Annotated in this window: 15 protein-coding genes and 2 pseudogenes; 8 read left to right on the plus strand and 9 right to left on the minus strand. The window is 62.6% G+C overall.

What is annotated here, in order from left to right:
• Positions 1-11: 11 nt before the first annotated feature.
• The 6 genes and pseudogenes from leuC to HRJ34_RS17700 all read right to left on the minus strand — a co-directional run bounded on the left by leuC (position 12) and on the right by HRJ34_RS17700 (position 8,190).
• Positions 12-1,424 (minus strand): 3-isopropylmalate dehydratase large subunit, encoded by a 1,413-nt coding sequence (gene leuC, locus HRJ34_RS17675; RefSeq protein ID WP_208632011.1) that lies wholly within the window; start codon positions 1,422-1,424, stop codon positions 12-14.
• Positions 1,421-2,080: an isochorismatase family protein gene (locus tag HRJ34_RS17680; protein WP_208632012.1), complete on the minus strand. Its 660-nt coding sequence runs from the start codon at positions 2,078-2,080 to the stop codon at positions 1,421-1,423. The genes leuC and HRJ34_RS17680 overlap by 4 nt, the downstream gene beginning before the upstream one ends.
• A 12-nt stretch (positions 2,081-2,092) precedes the next feature.
• Positions 2,093-3,292, minus strand: coding sequence for a CaiB/BaiF CoA transferase family protein (locus HRJ34_RS17685; RefSeq protein ID WP_208632013.1), 1,200 nt, complete (start codon positions 3,290-3,292; stop codon positions 2,093-2,095).
• A 5-nt stretch (positions 3,293-3,297) separates the two neighbouring features.
• A pseudogene (locus HRJ34_RS17690) lies at positions 3,298-5,165 on the minus strand (hydantoinase B/oxoprolinase family protein).
• A 13-nt stretch (positions 5,166-5,178) separates the two neighbouring features.
• Positions 5,179-7,227 (minus strand): hydantoinase/oxoprolinase family protein, encoded by a 2,049-nt coding sequence (locus HRJ34_RS17695; RefSeq protein WP_208632014.1) that lies wholly within the window; start codon positions 7,225-7,227, stop codon positions 5,179-5,181.
• Between the two features lie 18 nt (positions 7,228-7,245).
• A complete protein-coding gene (locus HRJ34_RS17700; RefSeq protein WP_208632015.1) occupies positions 7,246-8,190 on the minus strand; it encodes a hydroxymethylglutaryl-CoA lyase in 945 nt (314 codons plus the stop codon).
• 672 nt (positions 8,191-8,862) lie between these two features.
• Between HRJ34_RS17700 and HRJ34_RS17705 the strand changes: the two genes are divergently transcribed.
• The 5 genes from HRJ34_RS17705 (at position 8,863) to HRJ34_RS17720 (ending at position 12,465) form a co-directional block, all read left to right on the plus strand.
• A complete protein-coding gene (locus HRJ34_RS17705) occupies positions 8,863-10,236 on the plus strand; it encodes a transposase (protein ID WP_208632016.1) in 1,374 nt (457 codons plus the stop codon).
• Between the two features lie 135 nt (positions 10,237-10,371).
• On the plus strand, positions 10,372-10,524 hold the full coding sequence (locus tag HRJ34_RS29555) for a DUF6771 family protein (RefSeq protein ID WP_319025627.1): 153 nt from the start codon (positions 10,372-10,374) through the stop codon (positions 10,522-10,524).
• A gap of 174 nt (positions 10,525-10,698) precedes the next feature.
• The gene (locus HRJ34_RS29230) at positions 10,699-11,274 is read left to right on the plus strand and encodes a DUF3489 domain-containing protein (RefSeq protein WP_226948839.1); all 576 of its coding nucleotides are present in this window, start codon (positions 10,699-10,701) and stop codon (positions 11,272-11,274) included.
• Entirely contained in the window at positions 11,274-11,726 is a 453-nt protein-coding gene (locus HRJ34_RS17715; protein ID WP_208632017.1) for a DUF2924 domain-containing protein, read from the plus strand. The genes HRJ34_RS29230 and HRJ34_RS17715 overlap by 1 nt, the downstream gene beginning before the upstream one ends.
• A complete protein-coding gene (locus tag HRJ34_RS17720; RefSeq protein WP_226948840.1) occupies positions 11,719-12,465 on the plus strand; it encodes a recombinase family protein in 747 nt (248 codons plus the stop codon). Before HRJ34_RS17715 ends, HRJ34_RS17720 begins: the two co-directional genes overlap by 8 nt.
• Before the next feature lie 3 nt (positions 12,466-12,468).
• Here the strand turns inward: HRJ34_RS17720 and HRJ34_RS17725 are convergent.
• Positions 12,469-13,838, minus strand: a protein-coding gene (locus HRJ34_RS17725) for an IS3 family transposase (protein WP_150289884.1) whose coding sequence is annotated in 2 segments (ribosomal slippage) — positions 12,469-13,484 and positions 13,484-13,838 — 1,371 coding nt in all. Because the reading frame shifts where the segments join, the coding sequence is not laid out codon by codon here.
• A 97-nt stretch (positions 13,839-13,935) separates the two neighbouring features.
• Here HRJ34_RS17725 and HRJ34_RS17730 point away from each other — a divergent pair.
• Positions 13,936-14,931: a recombinase family protein gene (locus HRJ34_RS17730; RefSeq protein WP_264319431.1), complete on the plus strand. Its 996-nt coding sequence runs from the start codon at positions 13,936-13,938 to the stop codon at positions 14,929-14,931.
• 15 nt (positions 14,932-14,946) lie between these two features.
• On the opposite strand, the gene HRJ34_RS17735 is transcribed toward HRJ34_RS17730, so the two are convergent.
• A complete protein-coding gene (locus tag HRJ34_RS17735; RefSeq protein ID WP_208631555.1) occupies positions 14,947-15,783 on the minus strand; it encodes an IS5 family transposase in 837 nt (278 codons plus the stop codon).
• A gap of 624 nt (positions 15,784-16,407) precedes the next feature.
• Here HRJ34_RS17735 and HRJ34_RS17740 point away from each other — a divergent pair.
• Positions 16,408-16,600 (plus strand): annotated as a pseudogene (locus tag HRJ34_RS17740) (transposase); the annotation flags it as partial.
• 13 nt (positions 16,601-16,613) lie between these two features.
• Complete coding sequence (locus HRJ34_RS17745) at positions 16,614-16,793, plus strand: hypothetical protein (RefSeq protein WP_208634435.1); 180 nt, start codon at positions 16,614-16,616, stop codon at positions 16,791-16,793.
• A gap of 29 nt (positions 16,794-16,822) precedes the next feature.
• On the opposite strand, the gene HRJ34_RS17750 is transcribed toward HRJ34_RS17745, so the two are convergent.
• Entirely contained in the window at positions 16,823-18,082 is a 1,260-nt protein-coding gene (locus tag HRJ34_RS17750; RefSeq protein WP_208632019.1) for a dicarboxylate/amino acid:cation symporter, read from the minus strand.
• Between the last annotated feature and the right edge of the window lie 5 nt (positions 18,083-18,087).

Here is an 18,087-nt window from a genome sequence, read left to right on the forward strand (position 1 = left end):
ATGCAACGCCGCTAGGCGATTATCTGGCGGACATCGGTAAGACGGCCGAATATCGCCGCGGCAGCGGCCATCGCCGGGGACAGGAGATGCGTGCGCGCGCCCGCTCCCTGCCGGCCGACGAAATTGCGATTGGACGTCGACGCGCAGCGTTCGCCCGCGCCGACCCGGTCGGCGTTCATGCCGAGGCACATCGAACATCCCGGCTCGCGCCACTCGAAACCCGCATCGACGAATATCCGGTCGAGCCCCTCGGCTTCAGCCTCACGTCGCACCAGCCCCGACCCGGGGACGACGAGCGCCTGGCGGACATTGGCGGCGACCTGGCGACCCCGAACGACTTGCGCGGCGGCGCGCAGATCCTCGATCCGGCTGTTCGTGCACGAACCGATGAAGACATTCTGGACCTCGATATCTTCAAGCCGCTGGCCTGACACGAGCCCCATATAGTCCAGCGACCGCGCCGCCGCTTCGCGCTTAGCCGGATCTGCGAAGCCGTCGGGATCGGGCACGGCAGCAGTGATCGCAACCACATCCTCGGGGGATGTCCCCCAGGACACCAGCGGGGCGATTGCGCTCCCGTCGATCTCGACGCGCCGTGCAAAGGCCGCTCCAGCGTCGCTGTACAACGTGCGCCAATGCGCCTCTGCCAGCACCGCCTCTTCGCCGTTGGGCGCGCGAGGCCGGCCCTTCAGATAAGCATAGGTGGTCTCGTCGGGGGCGATCAGCCCTGCCCTGGCGCCGGCTTCGATCGCCATGTTGCACAGGGTCATTCGGCCTTCCATCGACATCGCGTCGATGACCGGACCGGTATATTCGATGACATGGCCGGTGCCCCCGGTGGTACCGATCTGGCCGATTACGGCCAGTGCGACGTCCTTCGGGCTGATCGAGAAGCCAAGCGATCCGGAGATATGGACCTCCATGTTCTCCGACCGCCGCAGCAACAGGGTCTGCGTGGCGAAAACATGCTCGATCTCCGAGGTGCCGATCCCGAAGGCCAGCGCGCCGAACGCGCCGTGCGTGGCGGTGTGGCTGTCACCGCAGACCAGCGTTGCACCGGGCAGGGTGAAGCCCTGCTCGGGGCCAACCACGTGAACGATGCCCTGGCGCCCGTCATCCATTGCGATCAGTTCGACGCCAAATTCCGCGCAGTTGCGGACGAGCAGGTCGATCTGGGCCGCCGATTCCGCATCGGGATTAGGCCGGTCACGATCGATAGTCGGCACATTATGATCGGGCACTGCGAGAGTCAGGTCCGGACGCCGCAACATGCGCCCCGCGAGACGCATACTCTCGAACGCCTGCGGGCTCGTCACCTCATGCACCAGATGGCGGTCGATCCAGATCAGATCGGTTCCGTCGTCCCGGCGCGTGACCAGATGGTCGTCCCAGATCTTCTGATAAAGCGTGCGCGGACCGGTCATAACGGTACGTTGCTCACACGCTCGGGCCAATTCACGTCGTTGCGAAGCAGACGAAGCGCCTCGGCTTCATCGACGACTTCGGCATATTTGGCCTGCAGATCGAACAGATTGGCCTGATGCGGCGCGGGGTGCCGGTCGCCGCATGCATCGCTGACCACGAAAGGCACGAGGCCGTGCTGGAGCGCATCGAGCGCGGTGGCGCGCACGCATCCGGAAGTCGAGAAACCGGTAATGAGCAACGTATCGATTCCCATCACGTTCAGGCTGGAGGCAAGCGACGTGCCGAAGAAGGCCGACGCATATTGCTTCGTGACGACGATATCGCCCGGTTCGGGTGACGCCGAGGCCGGGAATTCGCCCAGCGGCGATCCAGTCTCGAAGCAGCGCAGCGCCGGCACCTTCCGAAAGAAATGCCCGCCATCGGCCCCGCCGCGTTGGTACTCCACTCTCGTGAAGATCACCGGCGTGCCGGTGGCGCGCGCGCCGGCGATAAGCCGCCGATTGGATTCCAGCGGGGCGTCGGTGCCGATGAATAAGGGCGAGCCCTCCTCGACATAGGCGACCGCAAGATCGACGATCAGCAGGGCCGGCGCCCGCCCGAATGACAGATGTCCGTCGAAAGCGCCCCGATAGTTGCTGTCGAGATCATCCTGCATCGCGCGTCCCCTCTAGATTGCGCCGGCGGCTTTCAGACGCGCGATCTCGGCATCGTCCATGCCGAGAATGGCCCCGTAGACGGTCTGGTTGTCCTGACCGATCTCGGCAGGCGCGAGGCTTCGGATCGAGCCCGGCGTATCGGACAGCTTCGGGAAGCTATTCTGCATCTTGAACTTGCCCCAGCGCGGACTGTCAACCTCGACCAGCGCCTCGCGGGCAGCGAAGTGCGGATCGGCCAGCATTTCGGAAGCGGTGAAAATCTTTCCCGCCGGCACCGAATATTCGACCATCAGCGCCTCGACCTCTTCGACTGTCTTGGTAAAGGTCCACGCCGCGATCAGATCATCGAGTTCGCGCTGGTTGCGCCCGCGCGCGACATGCGTCGCATAGCGTTCGTCGGTAGCGAGTTCTGGACGCCCCATCGCCGTGCAGAGCCGTGCGAAGACCGCGTCCTGATTGGCACCGATCAGATATTCGCCATCCGAACAGGGATAGACATTGGATGGCGCCACCGCTTCGAGCACCGATCCGGTGCGTTTGCGCACGTGGTTCGACACCATATATTCGGGCACCAGGCTCTCCATCACCTGGAGGACAGCTTCATAGAGCGCGCTATCGACAACCTGCCCCTTGCCGGTGCGTTCGCGAGCGTGAAGCGCCGCAAGCGCGCCAAGGCAGCCATAGGTCGCGGCGAGGCTGTCGCCGATCGACACGCCCATGCGGCTCGGAGCACGATCCGGATCGCCGACGATCGCGCGCCAGCCGCCCATCGCCTCGCCGATCCCACCGAAGCCCGCGCGGCCAGAATAGGGGCCGGTCTGACCATAGCCCGATACGCGCACGATAATCAGGCGTGGATTGATGGCATGGAGCACATCTGGCGCGAGGCCCCATTTCTCCAGCGTCCCGGGCTTGAAATTCTCGATCAGGATGTCTGCATGCTCGATGAGCCGGCGGACGATCTCCTGGCCGTCTGGCACGCGCAGATTGGCCGACACCGATTTCTTGTTGCGGGCGACGACCTCCCACCAAAGCTTGGCATCACCATGGCCCCAACTGCGCATCGGGTCGCCCTGACTAGGCGGCTCGACCTTGATGATCTCGGCGCCCATGTCGCCGAGCAACTGGCCGCAGAAGGGGCCGGCGATGAGCTGACCCAGTTCGACGACACGGATGTCGCTGAGCGCGCCGCGGTTCGCTGCGTGATTCATCGACATTACTCCGCCGCGGTCGCGAGATGGGCCCAGACGGGCTGGCTGGGGGCTGGCAGCCCGGTCTCGCTTTCGCAGGACGCGCGCAGATCCTCGATCACGCCGCCATAGTCGAACAAAGGCGCTGGCCCTTCTGAGGTCATTTCGGCGCGCAGCCTTGCCGTGGCGGCTTCGTCGACCGCGCCGTCATCGAGGATCACGCCATAAGCGCGCGCGCCTTCGACGGAGACGAGTCCTTGTGCGACCTCCTTGGCCACCAGCGCCGGGTCACGCTGGAGCGGATCACCCCAGCCGCCGCCGCCCCAGGTGATGAAATGGAGTAAATCGCCTGCCTCGACGGGCATGTTTTCAAGCTTGTTGCCGATGATGGTCTGGGTGCCATCGGCTTTTTCGAGGATCTTGCGCGCCCGTGCGCCCGGCTTGCCGCCATTGACCCCCCAGGGCTTGGTAAACCAGCGGTCGTCATGGATGGCGATGACGCCGGGGGCAGTAAAGCGGTAGCTTATATGGATGCCATTGCGCCCCGATGGAGCCGCCCGCCCGAATCTGGCGCGGTTTCGTAGCGCTCGATAATCAACGGGAAATAGCGTTCGAGAAACTCGTTCGGAACGTTGGTGAAGCCTGGCCACAGCGAATGGCCGTCGGGGCCGTCACCCATCGGCCGGCCCGGAATGCCGCCGAAGCCGATCTGGAAGAGCTGGAACCATTTCCCTTCGCCGTCGCGCCCCGAATAGAAGAGGTGCGGGCTCGACGAGAAGCCGGCGGCGTTGAGAAACTGGGGAGTCTTCTGGCCGAGCAAGCCGCCGAGGATATCGAAAATACGGCCCAGCGCGTGGGTCCGTCCCGACAGCGCGGCGGGATAGTTCGGCTTGAGCAGCGATCCTTGCGGGATGCGCACCTCGATCAGGTCGTAAAAGCCGTCGTTGAACAGGATTTGCGGGTCGAAGACCATGATCATATAGATGCCGAAGAACATCTTGAACATGTTCTCGTTGAGATAGAAGTTGATCGCCGCCGGGCTCTGCGGATCGGTGCCGTCGAAATCCAGGATCACCTTCTCGCCTTCGCGGTGCATCGTGCAGCGGATGCGATAGGGACCGAAGCCCATGCCGTCGTCGCAGATGAAATCCTCGAAGCTGACCGGCGCCTCGCCGATCGACGTCGCGATCAAATGTTTCATGGCGCGATAATTGCGCTGGAGTAGCTCGCCGGTCGCGGCGACATAAAGATCCTCGCCGAAGCGATCGGCCATTTCCTGTACACGCCGCGCGGCGACACGACAGGACGCGATCAGCGCATTGAGATCGGCCGCGCACCAATCGGCGGTGCGTGACTGATGCAGCACGAGACGGATCAAGTCGGCGTTGTAGATACCCTTGGCGTAAATCTTGACCGGCGGGATGCGCACGCCTTCCTCGAAGATCGACTGCGCGTCGATCGGCATCGATCCGGGTACCTTGCCGCCAATGTCGGACTGGTGGCCGAACATGGCGGTATAGGCGAGCAGGCGGCCGTCCCGGTACACCGGCAACAGCACCATCCAGTCGTTAGAATGGCTAATCGCCCCTTCGACCGAATAAGGATCGGACATCAGGAACATGTCGTCTTCCTCGACGGTGCCGTCATAACCGCGCAGGAAGCCGTCGATGAACGAACCGAACTGGCCGACGATCATCCGGCCCTTATGGTCGGCAATCAGCGGAAATGCGTCGCCCTGCTCGCGGATGCCGGGCGACATCGCGGTTCGCACCAGCGTCGCGTCCATCTCGATACGCGCATTGCGCAGCGCATTCTCGATGACTTCCAACGTGACGGGGTCGATGGTCCGCGCGGCGAAGGGCAGCGCGTTAGTTTCAATGATCTGTGCGGGCATCTCGCTGCTCCCTTCAGGCAAGGTTGATGAGGATGTTACCGACCCGGTCGACCGTGGCGATGCAGCCGTTCTCGATCAGCGTGGTCGAATCCATCTCGATGACGATGGCGGGGCCCACGATGACGTCGCCCTGCTCCAGCTTGGCGCGGTCGTAGATCACCGCCTGGCGCACTTCGCCATCAAGCCACATCTCGTGATCGCGCAGCTTCGCTTTTACGGGGTCGCCATCGCCCCGCGGCAGTTCGGCGGCGGGCAGATCAAGCGGCTCGCCCATCGCCACGGCCCGTAGGTTCACCAGTTCGTGCGGGCTTTCCATGTTGAAGGTGAAGAGGCGCTTATGCTCTTCGTCGAAGCGCGCAATCACCCCGGCCAGCCCGTCGCGGCGCAGCGTCTCTGGGTCGATCGCCAGCGGCACTTCGAATGCTTGGCCTTCATAGCGCACGTCGATCTCGAACAGGCTGCTGATCTCTGCGGCGGGAACGCCGTCGGCAACGAGTTGCGCTTCGACCTGCTCGCGCATCTCCTCCAGGATCGCGATCACCTCCGCCTCGCCGGTATCGGCGAAGCGCTTCGAGAAGGAACGCGCGGTTTCGGTGCGGGTGCGGGTGGTGGCATCGCCGAGCGCACACAGCACGCCGGGCGAGACCGGCGACACCGCCGGCCAGCTGCCCATCAGACGCGCGACCGCGTTGACGTGGAGCGGTCCGGCGCCGCCAAAGCCCATCAGCGCGAAGTCGCGCGGATCATAGCCCTGCTGGACCGAGATCATCCGCAGCGCGCCGAACATATTCTCGTTGACGATGTCGATGATGCCGCGCGCCGCTTCGAACAGCCCTATGCCGAGCGCGTCGGCGATCGTCTGGACCGCCGCCTTGGCGCCTTCCCGATCAAGCTTGAAGGTGCCGCCGAGCAGCGCCTCAGGCAGATAACCGAGCACGACATTGGCGTCGGTCACGGTCGGCACTGTGCCGCCCTTGCCATAGGCCACCGGTCCCGGCACCGCGCCCGCCGATTGCGGGCCGACGCGCAACGCACCGGTCAGTTCGGGCACATAGGCGATCGAACCGCCCCCCGCGCCGACCGTCTTCACGTCGAGCGCGGAGGCGCGGACTGAAAGATGGCCGACATCGGTCGTGCGCACGCGGCGAGCCTCCAGATTCTCGATCAGCGCGACGTCGGTGGAGGTGCCGCCGACGTCGAGCGTCAGGATGTTTCTGATGCCAGCATTCTTGCCGACCCAGAGCGCGCCCGTCACGCCCCCCGCTGGGCCCGACATCAGCAGCGATACCGGATGCTGCTCCGACATTTCTGACGACATCAGTCCTCCGTCCGAACGGAGCAGCGACAGCCGCCCCGCCATGCCACTCTCGCACAGCTTGGCCCGCAGGCTGCGGAGGTAGCGTCCTACCACCGGGCGCACCGCCGCATTGGCGACGGTCGTCAGCGTCCGCTCATATTCCTGCATTTCGGGAAGGACTTCGTGGCTCAGCGACACCGGGATGTCGGGCATGATCTCCGCCGCCAGTTCGGCGACCCGCCGCTCATGAGCACCATTGAGATAAGCGTTCATCAGGCTGACCGTCAGCGCCTCGACGCCGTTGGCCTTGAGCTTTTCGAGCTGGGCGCGGATTTCGGCATCATCGGTCGGGGCAATCTCCCCCCCGCGCGCGTCGAGCCGTCCGGCAATCTCAAACGTGTCGATCAGCGCCGCCAGCGGTTCGGGCTTGGGCCAGATGATCCAGCCGGCCAGCCCGCCCGGCACATAGCTGCGAGCAATCTGCATGATCTGGCGATAGCCCGTGGTAGCGATCAGGCCGACGCGCGCGCCCTTGCCTTCCAACACCGCGTTGGTCGCGACCGTCGTACCGTGCAGGAGTACTTCCACATCGGCGGGGGTGATCCCGGCCTTCTCGCAGATCGCCGTCACGCCGTTGAGAATGCCGACCGAGCTGTCTGCAGGGGTCGACGGAGTCTTGTGACGCCAGAAGGCGCCGGACTTTTCCTCCAGCAGCAAAAGATCGGTGAAGGTGCCGCCAACGTCGACGCCAAGACGATAAGTCATGTTCAGATGCTCCGAATGCTACACTGCACGGGGAAAGTCGCCAGCCTGGGCGACCATGGAGGGAAGCTGCTTGCCCATCACGCCGGAGAACCAGCGGCTCGCGTCGATCAGCCCGCCGAGGTGAAGCCCCGTCGCCACACCTGAGCGCTCAAGCAGATATTGTACGTCTTCGGTGGGGACATTGCCTGCTGCGCCCGGCGCGAAGGGACACCCCCCAAGCCCGCCCAGTGAGGCGTCGATTGTCGACGCACCCGCCTCGACCGCCGCCCAGACATTGGCAAGCCCGGTGTTGCGGGTGTTGTGAAAGTGGCAACGCACCGGCATGCCCGGGACTGCCTCGCGTACCATCCCGATCACCTCGGTCACCTGACCCGGCACCGCGACGCCAATCGTATCCGCAAGCACGATCTCGCTCGGATAGGCGTCGGCGGCGCGCTTCGCCATGTCCAGCACATGGTCCGGACGAATCTCCCCCTCGAACGGACAACCAAAAGCAGCGCCGATCGTGATCTGAGCCCGCCGCCCCGCTCCTATGGCCCTGCGAACAATGCCCCGGGCGACCTGCAGCGATTCTGCGCTCGTCTGCCCCTGATTGCGCATGGCGAAGCTGTTCGACGAAACGCACACCGCACCCAGTTCGTGCACCTTGGTGTTAAGCGCGCGATCGGCACCCCGGTCATTCAAAACCAAACCAATGTACACAAGATCGGCATGATCCGGCAGTTGCGCAATAAGCATCTCGGCATCCGCCATTTGGGGCACCTTACGCGGATTGACGAAACTCGTGACCTCGATCCTGCGCACGCCCGCCGCAATGGAGCGCTGAATCAATTCGAGCTTATTTGCCGTAGAAACGGCTTCACACTCGTTCTGGAGTCCATCGCGGGGACCAACTTCTACGATCTCGATCTTCGCCAAACCACTCCCCTCCCTCTCGGATTCGATCCTTAAACTGGCCACCATTATTTGTATACAAATTTATCTTCGGACAGGCTCACAAATTAAAGTAAGCAAAAATAACGGCCGATGCTGCCGGACTTCGGCGTGACCGATCGAGCAGCTGAACGGTGGCAATGTGTCCCGCAAGCTAGCCAGCGGGCCATCGCCGCCTTCCACCTTTTTGCCGCGCGGGACCGAGACGAGGTGCCCGAACGCTTCAGTTCTTCGGCCTATGCGATGGAGTCGGGCGAGACCGGCCGATGCGTCAGGTTCCCAAGAATGCTGGAGCCGTGGGACCAGCCCTTCTCGATCGCGGGATGGGTGGAGGCTGAGGAATCAGACGCTTGACTTACGTGCCGGGAAAGATCGGTCGTCACGTCGCCCTCTCCCAATCGCTTCAGGTGAGCGGGTTCGAAGCGGAGCCTCGCTCGTCTAAACAAAGCCGATGCGGCCAAACGGTAAATTTCGGCTGTTGGCACAAGCCGGCATTTGGCGACGTCGGCGGAAATGACGGCTCTGCCCTCCAGCCTCGGTCATTCGCGCCAGCGCGGAGAACGCCAGAAACGAACGGCGGCTTTCGGAATCACCGCTCACGGTCCTCAACGTCTGACGTTGGGCGTATTCCGTTGAAAAACTCGATCTTGAAGTAGCGTTGGTGTCCTGATTCAATCGTCTTGGGTTAGCGGAGACGAGCCGATGATGGGCGAGCGGACGGTAGCGCAGGACGGGCTATTCTACAGTTTCAGCCTGGAGCGGCATGTGCCGCCGGATCATCTGCTACGCTCGATCGACCGGTTCGTGGACCTGTCGGATATCCGGGAGCACCTGCGGCCTTTCTACAGCGAGACAGGGCGGCCCTCGATCGATCCGGAGTTGATGATCCGGATGCTGATCATCGGATACTGCATGGGCATCCGCTCCGAGCGGCGGCTGTGCGACGAGGTCCATCTCAATCTCGCCTATCGCTGGTTCTGCCGCCTGGGTCTGGAAGGCGATGTGCCCGATCACTCGACCTTCTCGAAGAACCAGCATGGCCGCTTCCGCGATAGCGACCTGCTGCGGCAATTGTTCGAAATGACGGTCGCGCGCTGCATCGCCCACGGACTGGTTGGCGGCGAGGGCTTCGCGGTCGATGCCAGCCTCATCCGGGCTGATGTGCAGCGCCAGCGGTCGGTGCCGGGTGGACAAGGCCTGCCGCCTGAAGCGGTCGGCCGCGCTGTCGCTGAGTATCTGGACGTGCTCGACGATGCAGCGTTCGGGGGTGCGACACCGGTCACGCCCAAGCGCATCAACCTTACTGATCCCGCATCACGCTGGACAGCGGCGACGCGCGAGGCCGCCTTCTACGCCTACAGCACCAACTATCTGATCGACCTCGACCACGCGGTCATCGTCGACGTCGAGGCCACGACGTCGGTGCGGCAGGCCGAAGTGACCGCCCAGCGCCGGATGATCGAGCGGACGCAGGAGCGCTTCGGCATCTGGCCAGAGCGCCTCGTGGCCGATACCGCCTATGGCTCGGCGCCCAACCTGGCCTGGCTGGTCGAGGAGATGAGCATCGAGCCGCACATACCGGTCTTCGACAAGTCCGCCCGGAACGACGGCAGCTTCGAGCGCGCCGACTTCGTCTATGACCATGAAGACGACAGCTATACCTGCCCGGGCGGCAACCGTCTGCGACGCTCCAATCGCAACTTCAGCACGCCGCGCAAAGGCGTCGATAAGGACGGGTCGATCCGCTATCGCGCGCGTCAGCAGGACTGCCAGAGCTGCGCCCTCCGGCAACAATGTACGCCGAACATGCCCGCTCGCAAGGTCACCCGATCGATCCACGAAGGTGCGCGCGACCTGGCCCGTGATATCGCCACCACCGACGCCTATCTTGTGTCACGCCGCCAGCGGAAGAAGGTCGAGATGCTGTTCGCCCATCTCAAGCGCATCCTGAAGCTCGATCGCCTGCGCCTGCGCGGTCCAAATAGCGCAAGGGACGAGTTCCACCTAGCCGCCGCAGCCCAAAACCTGCGGAAAATGGCCAAGATCATCCCCATGGCGAGGCCGGCACTGGCCTGAACGGCGCGGAACGTCGCTCGCATCCGTCGCCGAGCACACCCCAAACGCTCCCGCAGCCGAGTTTTTCAACGGAATAAGGGCGCAAAGCTGACATAGCGGTTGCGGACGCTCACCCGACACCTCACATGCAAGGCGATGACAAGAGATGACCCCGGCGCCAAGATCGCCCGCGCAGTTCAACACGCCCCAGAATGGCTTCGACAGGACCTTGTCTCGAAAGACCCAGCAGTTCGCAGTCGGGCCGAAGAGACCTTGGCTGCGATGATCGCTGCCGCCCTGAAAGAATGAGAAATCCAGCTTTGCCAATGCACTATTCGCTCGACTGTTGGTCGGAACGGAGCATTGGTCATCTTGTGAATCGCGGGCGCCGATAGCCCGCAACGTTAACCCGGCAGGCTGATCCGCCGGGCTTCAGGTGGTGGAAGCGGCGCTGGTGCCGCTCCTTGAAAAAGGAACCACCTCATGGCTCTCAAGCCCGATCTCGAAGACCTGCAGCTCATCCTCCTGACCTCTGCTGCGAAAACCGAAGGCGGGTTCATCCTGCCGGCACCGGCCCATATCGCTCAGTACGACATCCATATCCGCGACGCGGTCGGTATTATCATCGGCCGGGGCCAGGCGGACGAGTTCGAAGTCAGCGATCCGAAGATGAGCTGGCGTGCTGATGACGAGCATATGTTCGGCGCCGTCATCAATGACGCCGGCCGCGAGACGGTCGATATCAACGACCCCGCACCCGACCATCCCGAGATGAAGCCGATCCGGAGCGGTCGTAAGACGATAAAGAAGCCGACGACAAAGATGGTACCGCCACCCGCTGCCGCCCCAGTCGCAACGAGGTCGGGCGGCAAGCAGGCCAAAGTGGTCCAGATGCTGAACCGAAAGTCGGGGGCATCGCTCGACCAGATCATGGAAGCGACCGGCTGGCTTGCGCACTCGGCACGCGCGATGCTGAGCGGCCTGCGTAAGAAGGGCTATGCGATCGACCGGACGACGACCCCGAAGGGTAGCGTCTACCGCATCACGAAGGCGGACTGATGAACAGCAAGCTCGACCAGGGTCTGGCTGCGCTGGCGACGATGTCGCCGGCGCAGCTCCGCGAGGAGTGGTTCTCCACCTTCAAAGAGGAGGCACCCGACATACCGCCATCATTACTCTGCCGGGTCTTAGCATATCGGCTGCAGGAGCAGCAGTTGGGCGGTCTACCGGCGCAGGCCCAGCGTATGCTCGACATTGTCACCGAGGGGGTCACGCCGCTCCCTGAGCCCGAAATCCGGCTGAAGCCGGGATCGCGCCTTCTGCGTGAGTGGAACGGCAAACTCCACACTGTCATGGTCGATGCGGACGGCTTCAGCTTCAATGGCCAGCGTTTCGCGTCGCTGTCCCACATAGCGCGCGAAATCACGGGCGCTCATTGGTCGGGGCCTCGCTTCTTCGGCCTGAAGCGACGACCCGCTCCCCCATCGAGAGGAGCATCGGCTCGTGGCTAAGCGTGGACCAAAGACTCTCTCAGCAAACTCTACCAGCATCCGACAGGTTCGTTGTGCCGTCTATACCCGGAAGTCGACCGACGAAGGGCTCGATCAGGCTTTCAACAGCCTCAACGCCCAGCGCGAGGCTTGCGCCGCTTATGTCGCCAGTCAGATCCATGAGGGGTGGCAGCTCGACCCCACCCTCTATGACGACGGCGGCTATTCCGGTGGGACGATGGAGCGCCCTGCCCTCAAGCGCCTGTTGGCCGACGTCGAGAGCGGTCGGATCCAGGTCATCGTGATCTACAAGATCGACCGACTTACCCGCGCTTTGCCTGATTTCGCCCGCATCGTCGAGGTCATGGATCGCCACGGCGCCAGCTTCGTTTCTGTCACCCAAGCCTTCAACACCACCACCAGCATGGGCAGGCTTACGCTCAACGTCCTTCTCTCCTTTGCCCAGTTCGAGCGCGAGGTAACCGGCGAGCGCATCCGCGACAAGATTGCCGCATCGAAGAAGAAAGGCATGTTCATGGGCGGCACCGTGCCCCTCGGCTATGACGTCCATGAACGAAAGCTCCTCATCAATGAGGAGGAAGCAGAGATTGTCCGGCATATTTTCACCCGACATGCTGAGCTGAAATCAGTTCGAGAACTGGCCGATGAGCTCGAAGCCGAAGGGATACTGTCCGTCGTCGGGACATTTGGCGCAGATGGTTGCGCAGAGAAGAGGAGATCGGGCCTCGTCTGGGGTTGATGTTTAGGCGGCGAGCTTGCGGTGAAGCAAGCGTCGCTGTTCGATGGTCTTTCGCTTGATGCGTTTCCTCCGTTCGATAATGGCGGCGGCCCTGCCGAAATAGGCGTCGGCCGGTGTCACGTTGTCGAGGCTCTCGTGATAGCGGCGATGGTTATAATGCTCGACGAAGGCCTCGACCTGCCGTTCGAGATCGCCAGGCAGGAAGTAGTGCTCCAGCAGGATGCGGTTTTTCAGGGTCTGGTGCCAGCGCTCGATCTTGCCCTGGGTCTGGGGATGTAGCGGAGCGCCGCGAACATGGCTCATGTCATGGGCTTTGATCCAGTCGGCGAGTTCGCCGGCGATGTAGCTCGGTCCGTTGTCGCTGAGCAGCTTTGGTTTGTGCCTGACGGTGGCGTGGTCGCAGCCTGAGGCTTCGAGCGCGAGTTGCAGCGTGTCGGTCACGTCCTCGGCCCGCATCGTGGTGCACAGCTTCCAGGCGATGATGTAGCGCGAGAAATCGTCGAGCACGGTGGAGAGGTACATCCATCCCCAGCCGATGATCTTGAAGTAGGTGAAATCGGTCTGCCACATCTCGTTCGGGCGGCTGGTCTTGCGATGGAACTCGTCGGCCGCCTTGACCACGACGAAGGCCGGGCTGGTGATCAGGTCATGCGCCTTGAGCAGGCGGTAGACCGTTGATTCCGAGACGAAATAGTCCTTCTCATCGGTGAAGCGCACCGCCAGTTCGCGGGGCGACAGATCGGACTGCTCCAGTGCCATCTCGACGATCTGGTCCTGAATGGCGCCGGGGAGGCGGTTCCAGACCCGGCTCGGCGCGGAAGGACGATCCTCCAGCGCCTCGGGGCCGCCTTCGAGATAGCGATCATACCATCGGTAGAAGGTCCGCCGCGCGACGCCCAACTGGTCGAGGGTCCGCTTCGCCGGCAGGTGCGACTGCTCGACGATGCGGATGATCTCCAGCTTCTCGGATCCCGGATACCTCATTCGGGGTCTCCCCCATCCGCGATCATGCTTTTTTTCAGCAGCCGGTTTTCGAGCGTGAGGTCGGCGACGGCCTCCTTCAGGGCACGCGCCTCACGGCGCAGATCCTGTACCTCGCCGCTCGTCGCGGCACGGGCGGTGTCGCCCGCCAGCCGACGCTTCCCGGCCTCCATGAACTCCTTTGACCAAGTATAATACAAGCCCTGGGCAATGCCCTCCTTGCGGCACAGCTCCGCGATGCTGTCATCGCCGCGCAAGCCCTCCAGAACCACGCGGATCTTGTCCTCCGCCGAGAAATGCCGGCGTGTCGCGCGCCGGATATCCTTCACCACCTGTTCGGCCGACGCCTTGGGTTTGCGGGCCGATTTTACGCTTGAGGATTTGGGCTTCATCTTCGTTCCTTCGTCACTACGACGAAGCCCAAATCCTCCTTACATCACAACCTCAAATCTGTGCCATTGGCGCTGACGGCGGACAGAAGCCGAAGGGATACGATCTAAGCTGCAGAGAATGCAGGACGGGCGCATCCGGGGTGGAATCGCCTATGGCGACAGTGCTCTTCGATACCTGCTGCAGAATATGATCTACATCGGTCAGGTTCGCCACGGGGAACAGGTTTATGAGGGGGAGCATGAGGCAATAATCTCGCCGGATCTGTGGGAAGCTAACCAAAGGCTCTTCGATAAGGCAACAAACGCTCCGCGGCCCCGCAAGAGCCTGCCCAGCCCGCTCAATGGTTTTCTTGAAGATGGCCTTGGACGGTCGATGCGGCCTTCTCATGGGAATCGCGGCAACCGCCGCTATCGATATTATGTATCACAGACCAGCGCCCACCATGCAGAAGCTGCTTGGCGATTACCCGCCCTCGATCTGGAAACGATCATCCAGAGGGAGCTAGCTGGGTTCCTTAATGACCAGCTCCGATTGTCCGCTGAGCTGGGTGAAGCCCTGAAAGCGAATGAAGGGCTGAAAGCGGTCTGCAGCAAGCTGGCTGACCAGGTGACTAACGCCGCATCCTTTAGCCGACTGCTCGATGGTCTCGGGGCACGCCTCGTCGTGCGACAGGATATAATCTCGATCCGGATCGAGGCGAGCAAACTTCTCAAGCAGCTGGCCTGCACAGGTGACGTCGCACCGGAGGGACCAATTTCGATCGATGTCGAAGTTCAGATGCGGCGGCGCGGGCATGAGCTCAAGCTCATTTATGCCGCACCCGAAGCTCGACCTGCGATGCGCGACGACCGCCTGATCCAGCTTCTTGGTCAGGCGCGTATCGCCCATCAGCAACTTCTCTCTGGGCCTATGAAGGGCACAGCAAAGTCGCATGCCGTCAGAATGGCCCGGCTCAATTTCCTGGCGCCAGACATCGTGACAGCGATCTTGGAAGGTCGGCAGCCCGTGGAACTCACTACCCGCGCGCTGCTCCGGGCCAGCGACTTACCGATGGATTGGACTGGGCAACGTCGGATGCTCGGCTTCCTCTGAGAGCCTGATTCAAAATTATCGGGCGTAATTTCCTAGCTTTGCGATTCTTCGTGTGAAGAGCTGGATTGAAGCGATGAAGAGCCATGCGGTTGCGGAAGCGATGGTTTGTTCGAAGTCCTTGGCGAGGCGCCGGTTTCGATTGAGCCAAGCCAGCGTTCGCTCGACGACCCAGCGCCTGGGCAGCACGACGAAGCCTTTTGCCGTATCCGATCGCTTGACGATCTCGACGGTCCATTTGCCGATGCGGCGCAGGGCATCCCTGAGCTTTTCGCCCGCATAGCCACCGTCGGCAAAGACATGGCGCAGCCACGGGAAGCGACGGACGATCTCGGCCAGCACCAACGGCGCGCCATCGCGATCCTGGATATCGGCAGTATGGATCACGGCATGGACCAGATTGCCGTCGGTGTCGGTCAGGATGTGGCGCTTGCGCCCCTTGATCCTCTTCCCCGCGTCATAGCCGCGAGGCCCGCCGCTTTCCGAGGTCTTCACACTCTGGCTGTCGATCACCCCGGCGCTCGGCGAAGCCTCGCGGCCTACAGCTTCCCGCCCGATCAACAGCAGGGCATGATTGAGCGACAGCCACAGGCCGTTGTCGCGCCACAGATAAAACCAGCGCCGCACCGTCGAGACGGGCGGAAAGCACGGCGGCAGCATCCGCCACGGCAGCCCGCCGCGCAGCAAATACAAAATCGCCTCGATAATGCGCCTGAGCGGCCACTTGCGCGGACGTCCCACCGACGAGGGCGGCGGAAAGAAGGGCTCCAGCACCGCCCATTCGGCATCGGTCAAATCGCTTGGCAAAGCCAGTTCTGTACGGGCATATTGCGCCCGAGTGGTATCGGTCCACATCGTCGATCTCCGGAAGTTTGTTGCAAAACCCCTGAATCAACGACTGGCGCTAGCGTCAAGCTAACTTGCTGATACCACTCAACTTAATTTCGGATCAGGCTCTGACGGCGACATAAAAGTGATCGAGGCGCGCCGCAAGCGCGCCTCTTTTCGTTCCAGCCCCCAGACAATCTCAGGACAGTTTTTCCGCCACCTGAGACGGAGGCCCGAAAATCAGAGAATTCGCCGAAATCCGAACGGTCTCTGTCCTGACTTTTTAGGCTGGCGCGCGAGAATGCCGCGGAATTGCGGGGTTTTCGCCGAGAGGCCCCGAAGGGTCTCTCGAAATCACTCGACTGGAATGTGAGTGGTGCGCCACGCAGTCCCTAACGAACTGGTCTGGGCCGAGACTTCCCTGTTACCAATGAAATTTTAGATAAATCCGCCCTTCCGTTCCCATGATTACGCAGAAACCCTCGGAAATCCACCGTGTTTTCCTCAAGCTCGACAATTGACCGTAACTCGAAATAGGGAAACGGTGGCCTTTGGATCACGGAAAGTGACGGCCGGATCAGGGAGTAATCTAGGGTCAGGACCCATTGATGTGAGGGCTGCGATCTGATTCAGACTCCGTGAGGACTGGATTTGAGTGATCTATATTGGCTGACGGATGAGCAGATGGCGCGGCTCGCGCCGTATTTCCCGAAGAGCCTCGGCAGGCCGCGGGTGGATGATCGGCGGGTGCTGCGGGATCATCTTCGTGAACCGCAACGGGCTGCGCTGGCGGGACGCGCCGAAGGATTGCCGGCCGCACAAGGCGCTATACAACCGCTGGAAGGAATGCAGCAGCCATGAAGCACTATGCCGGGATAGACTTGTCGATGGAAACGTCGCACGTCTGCGTTGTCGACGCCGAAGGGCGCAAGGTCGCGGCACAAGGCGTGGACAGCACGCCGGAAGCGATCGCCGCGATGCTTGAACGCCATGGGCCGCTGGAACGCGTGGTGATCGAGACCGGCCTTGCCCGGTAATGGGACCTCACGCGATAGTGCCGTTGCGATCATTTCGCCTTCACCCCTTCTGCTTCGGCCGGCAATTCCCCCTCCCATCGCGCGACAGCGACCGTAGCCACTGCATTGCCGATGACGTTCGTCGCCGAGCGACCCATGTCGAGGAACTGGTCGACCGCCATGATCAGCAGCAACCCGGCCTCCGGAATGTGGAAATGCGCGAGGGTCGCCGCGACGATCACCAGGCTGGCGCGCGGCACCGCAGCCATGCCCTTGGATGTGACGAGCATCAGCAGCAGCATCGTGACCTGATCCATGGCCGACATCTCGATGCCATAGGCCTGCGCCACGAAGAGGACCGCGAAGCTGCAGTACATCATCGAGCCGTCGAGGTTGAACGAGTAGCCGAGCGGGAGCACGAAGCTGGCAATGCGCCTCGGCACGCCGAAGCGGGTCAGGCCCGATAGGGTCTGCGGGAAGGCGGCCTCGGATGAGGCGGCTGAGAAAGCGATTGCCACCGGGTTGCGGAGCATGCGCACCAGCGTCACGATCCGCCTGCCGACCAGCGCGAAGCCGGCCGCCATAAGAAGAAGCCACAAGACGATCAGCGCGAAATAGAAGCCGCCGACGAACAGCCCGAGTGTCGTCAATATGGCGACTCCGTTGACGAGAACCGTGTTCGCCACGGCCGCGAACACCGCGATCGGCGCCCCGCGCATCACGAAGCCGGTCACCTTGATCATCGCGGTCATGCAGGCTTCGATCCCGCTCACGAGCGCCTCGGCGCTACGCCCCGCCGCAGCCAGCCCTGCTCCGAAGAAGGCCGAGAAGATGACGATCTGCAGCATATTGTTCATCGCCAGCGCCTCGAAGGCCGATTTCGGGACAAGATTGGCGACGAAATCGCGCAACCCCGGCGGCGTTGGCGCATGTGCCGACGCCATGGCAGCCGCTCCTCCCGGAGCCGTCGCGGGATCGGGCAATGCGATGTCGAGGCCGACCCCCGGTTGCAACAGATTGACCAATAATATCCCGAGCATGAGCGAAGCCGCAGACGCCATCAGAAACCAGCCGAGCGTCCTGAGGCCGATGCGGCCCAACGCCCCGGTGTCGCCCATATGTGCGATGCCGGTGACGAGCGAGGAGAAGACCAGCGGCGCGATGATCATCTTGATCAGGCGCAGAAAAACCTCGGTCACCAAGCTCAACCCACTAACTACTGCGGCATGGTCAGGCGCAGGCAGCAGTTCCCGCAAGATAGCGCCGCTTCCTATGCCGGCCACTAGCGCCCACAGAACGGCCTTCCACATCGAAG

Source organism: Rhizorhabdus wittichii, from assembly GCF_017607425.1.
GTDB lineage: Bacteria > Pseudomonadota > Alphaproteobacteria > Sphingomonadales > Sphingomonadaceae > Rhizorhabdus > Rhizorhabdus wittichii.

What these genes read in the sequence shown, in the direction of transcription:
- HRJ34_RS17695 (WP_208632014.1), bottom strand. Translation starts at nt 7,227, where the DNA reads ATGACTTATCGTCTTGGCGTCGACGTTGGCGGCACCTTCACCGATCTT.
- HRJ34_RS17715 (WP_208632017.1), top strand. Translation starts at nt 11,274, where the DNA reads ATGAACAGCAAGCTCGACCAGGGTCTGGCTGCGCTGGCGACGATGTCG.
- HRJ34_RS29230 (WP_226948839.1), top strand. Translation starts at nt 10,699, where the DNA reads ATGGCTCTCAAGCCCGATCTCGAAGACCTGCAGCTCATCCTCCTGACC.
- leuC (WP_208632011.1), bottom strand. Translation starts at nt 1,424, where the DNA reads ATGACCGGTCCGCGCACGCTTTATCAGAAGATCTGGGACGACCATCTG.
- HRJ34_RS17680 (WP_208632012.1), bottom strand. Translation starts at nt 2,080, where the DNA reads ATGCAGGATGATCTCGACAGCAACTATCGGGGCGCTTTCGACGGACAT.
- HRJ34_RS17705 (WP_208632016.1), top strand. Translation starts at nt 8,863, where the DNA reads ATGATGGGCGAGCGGACGGTAGCGCAGGACGGGCTATTCTACAGTTTC.
- HRJ34_RS17700 (WP_208632015.1), bottom strand. Translation starts at nt 8,190, where the DNA reads ATGGTGGCCAGTTTAAGGATCGAATCCGAGAGGGAGGGGAGTGGTTTG.
- HRJ34_RS29555 (WP_319025627.1), top strand. Translation starts at nt 10,372, where the DNA reads ATGACAAGAGATGACCCCGGCGCCAAGATCGCCCGCGCAGTTCAACAC.
- HRJ34_RS17750 (WP_208632019.1), bottom strand. Translation starts at nt 18,082, where the DNA reads ATGTGGAAGGCCGTTCTGTGGGCGCTAGTGGCCGGCATAGGAAGCGGC.
- HRJ34_RS17745 (WP_208634435.1), top strand. Translation starts at nt 16,614, where the DNA reads ATGAAGCACTATGCCGGGATAGACTTGTCGATGGAAACGTCGCACGTC.
- HRJ34_RS17685 (WP_208632013.1), bottom strand. Translation starts at nt 3,292, where the DNA reads ATGAATCACGCAGCGAACCGCGGCGCGCTCAGCGACATCCGTGTCGTC.
- HRJ34_RS17735 (WP_208631555.1), bottom strand. Translation starts at nt 15,783, where the DNA reads ATGTGGACCGATACCACTCGGGCGCAATATGCCCGTACAGAACTGGCT.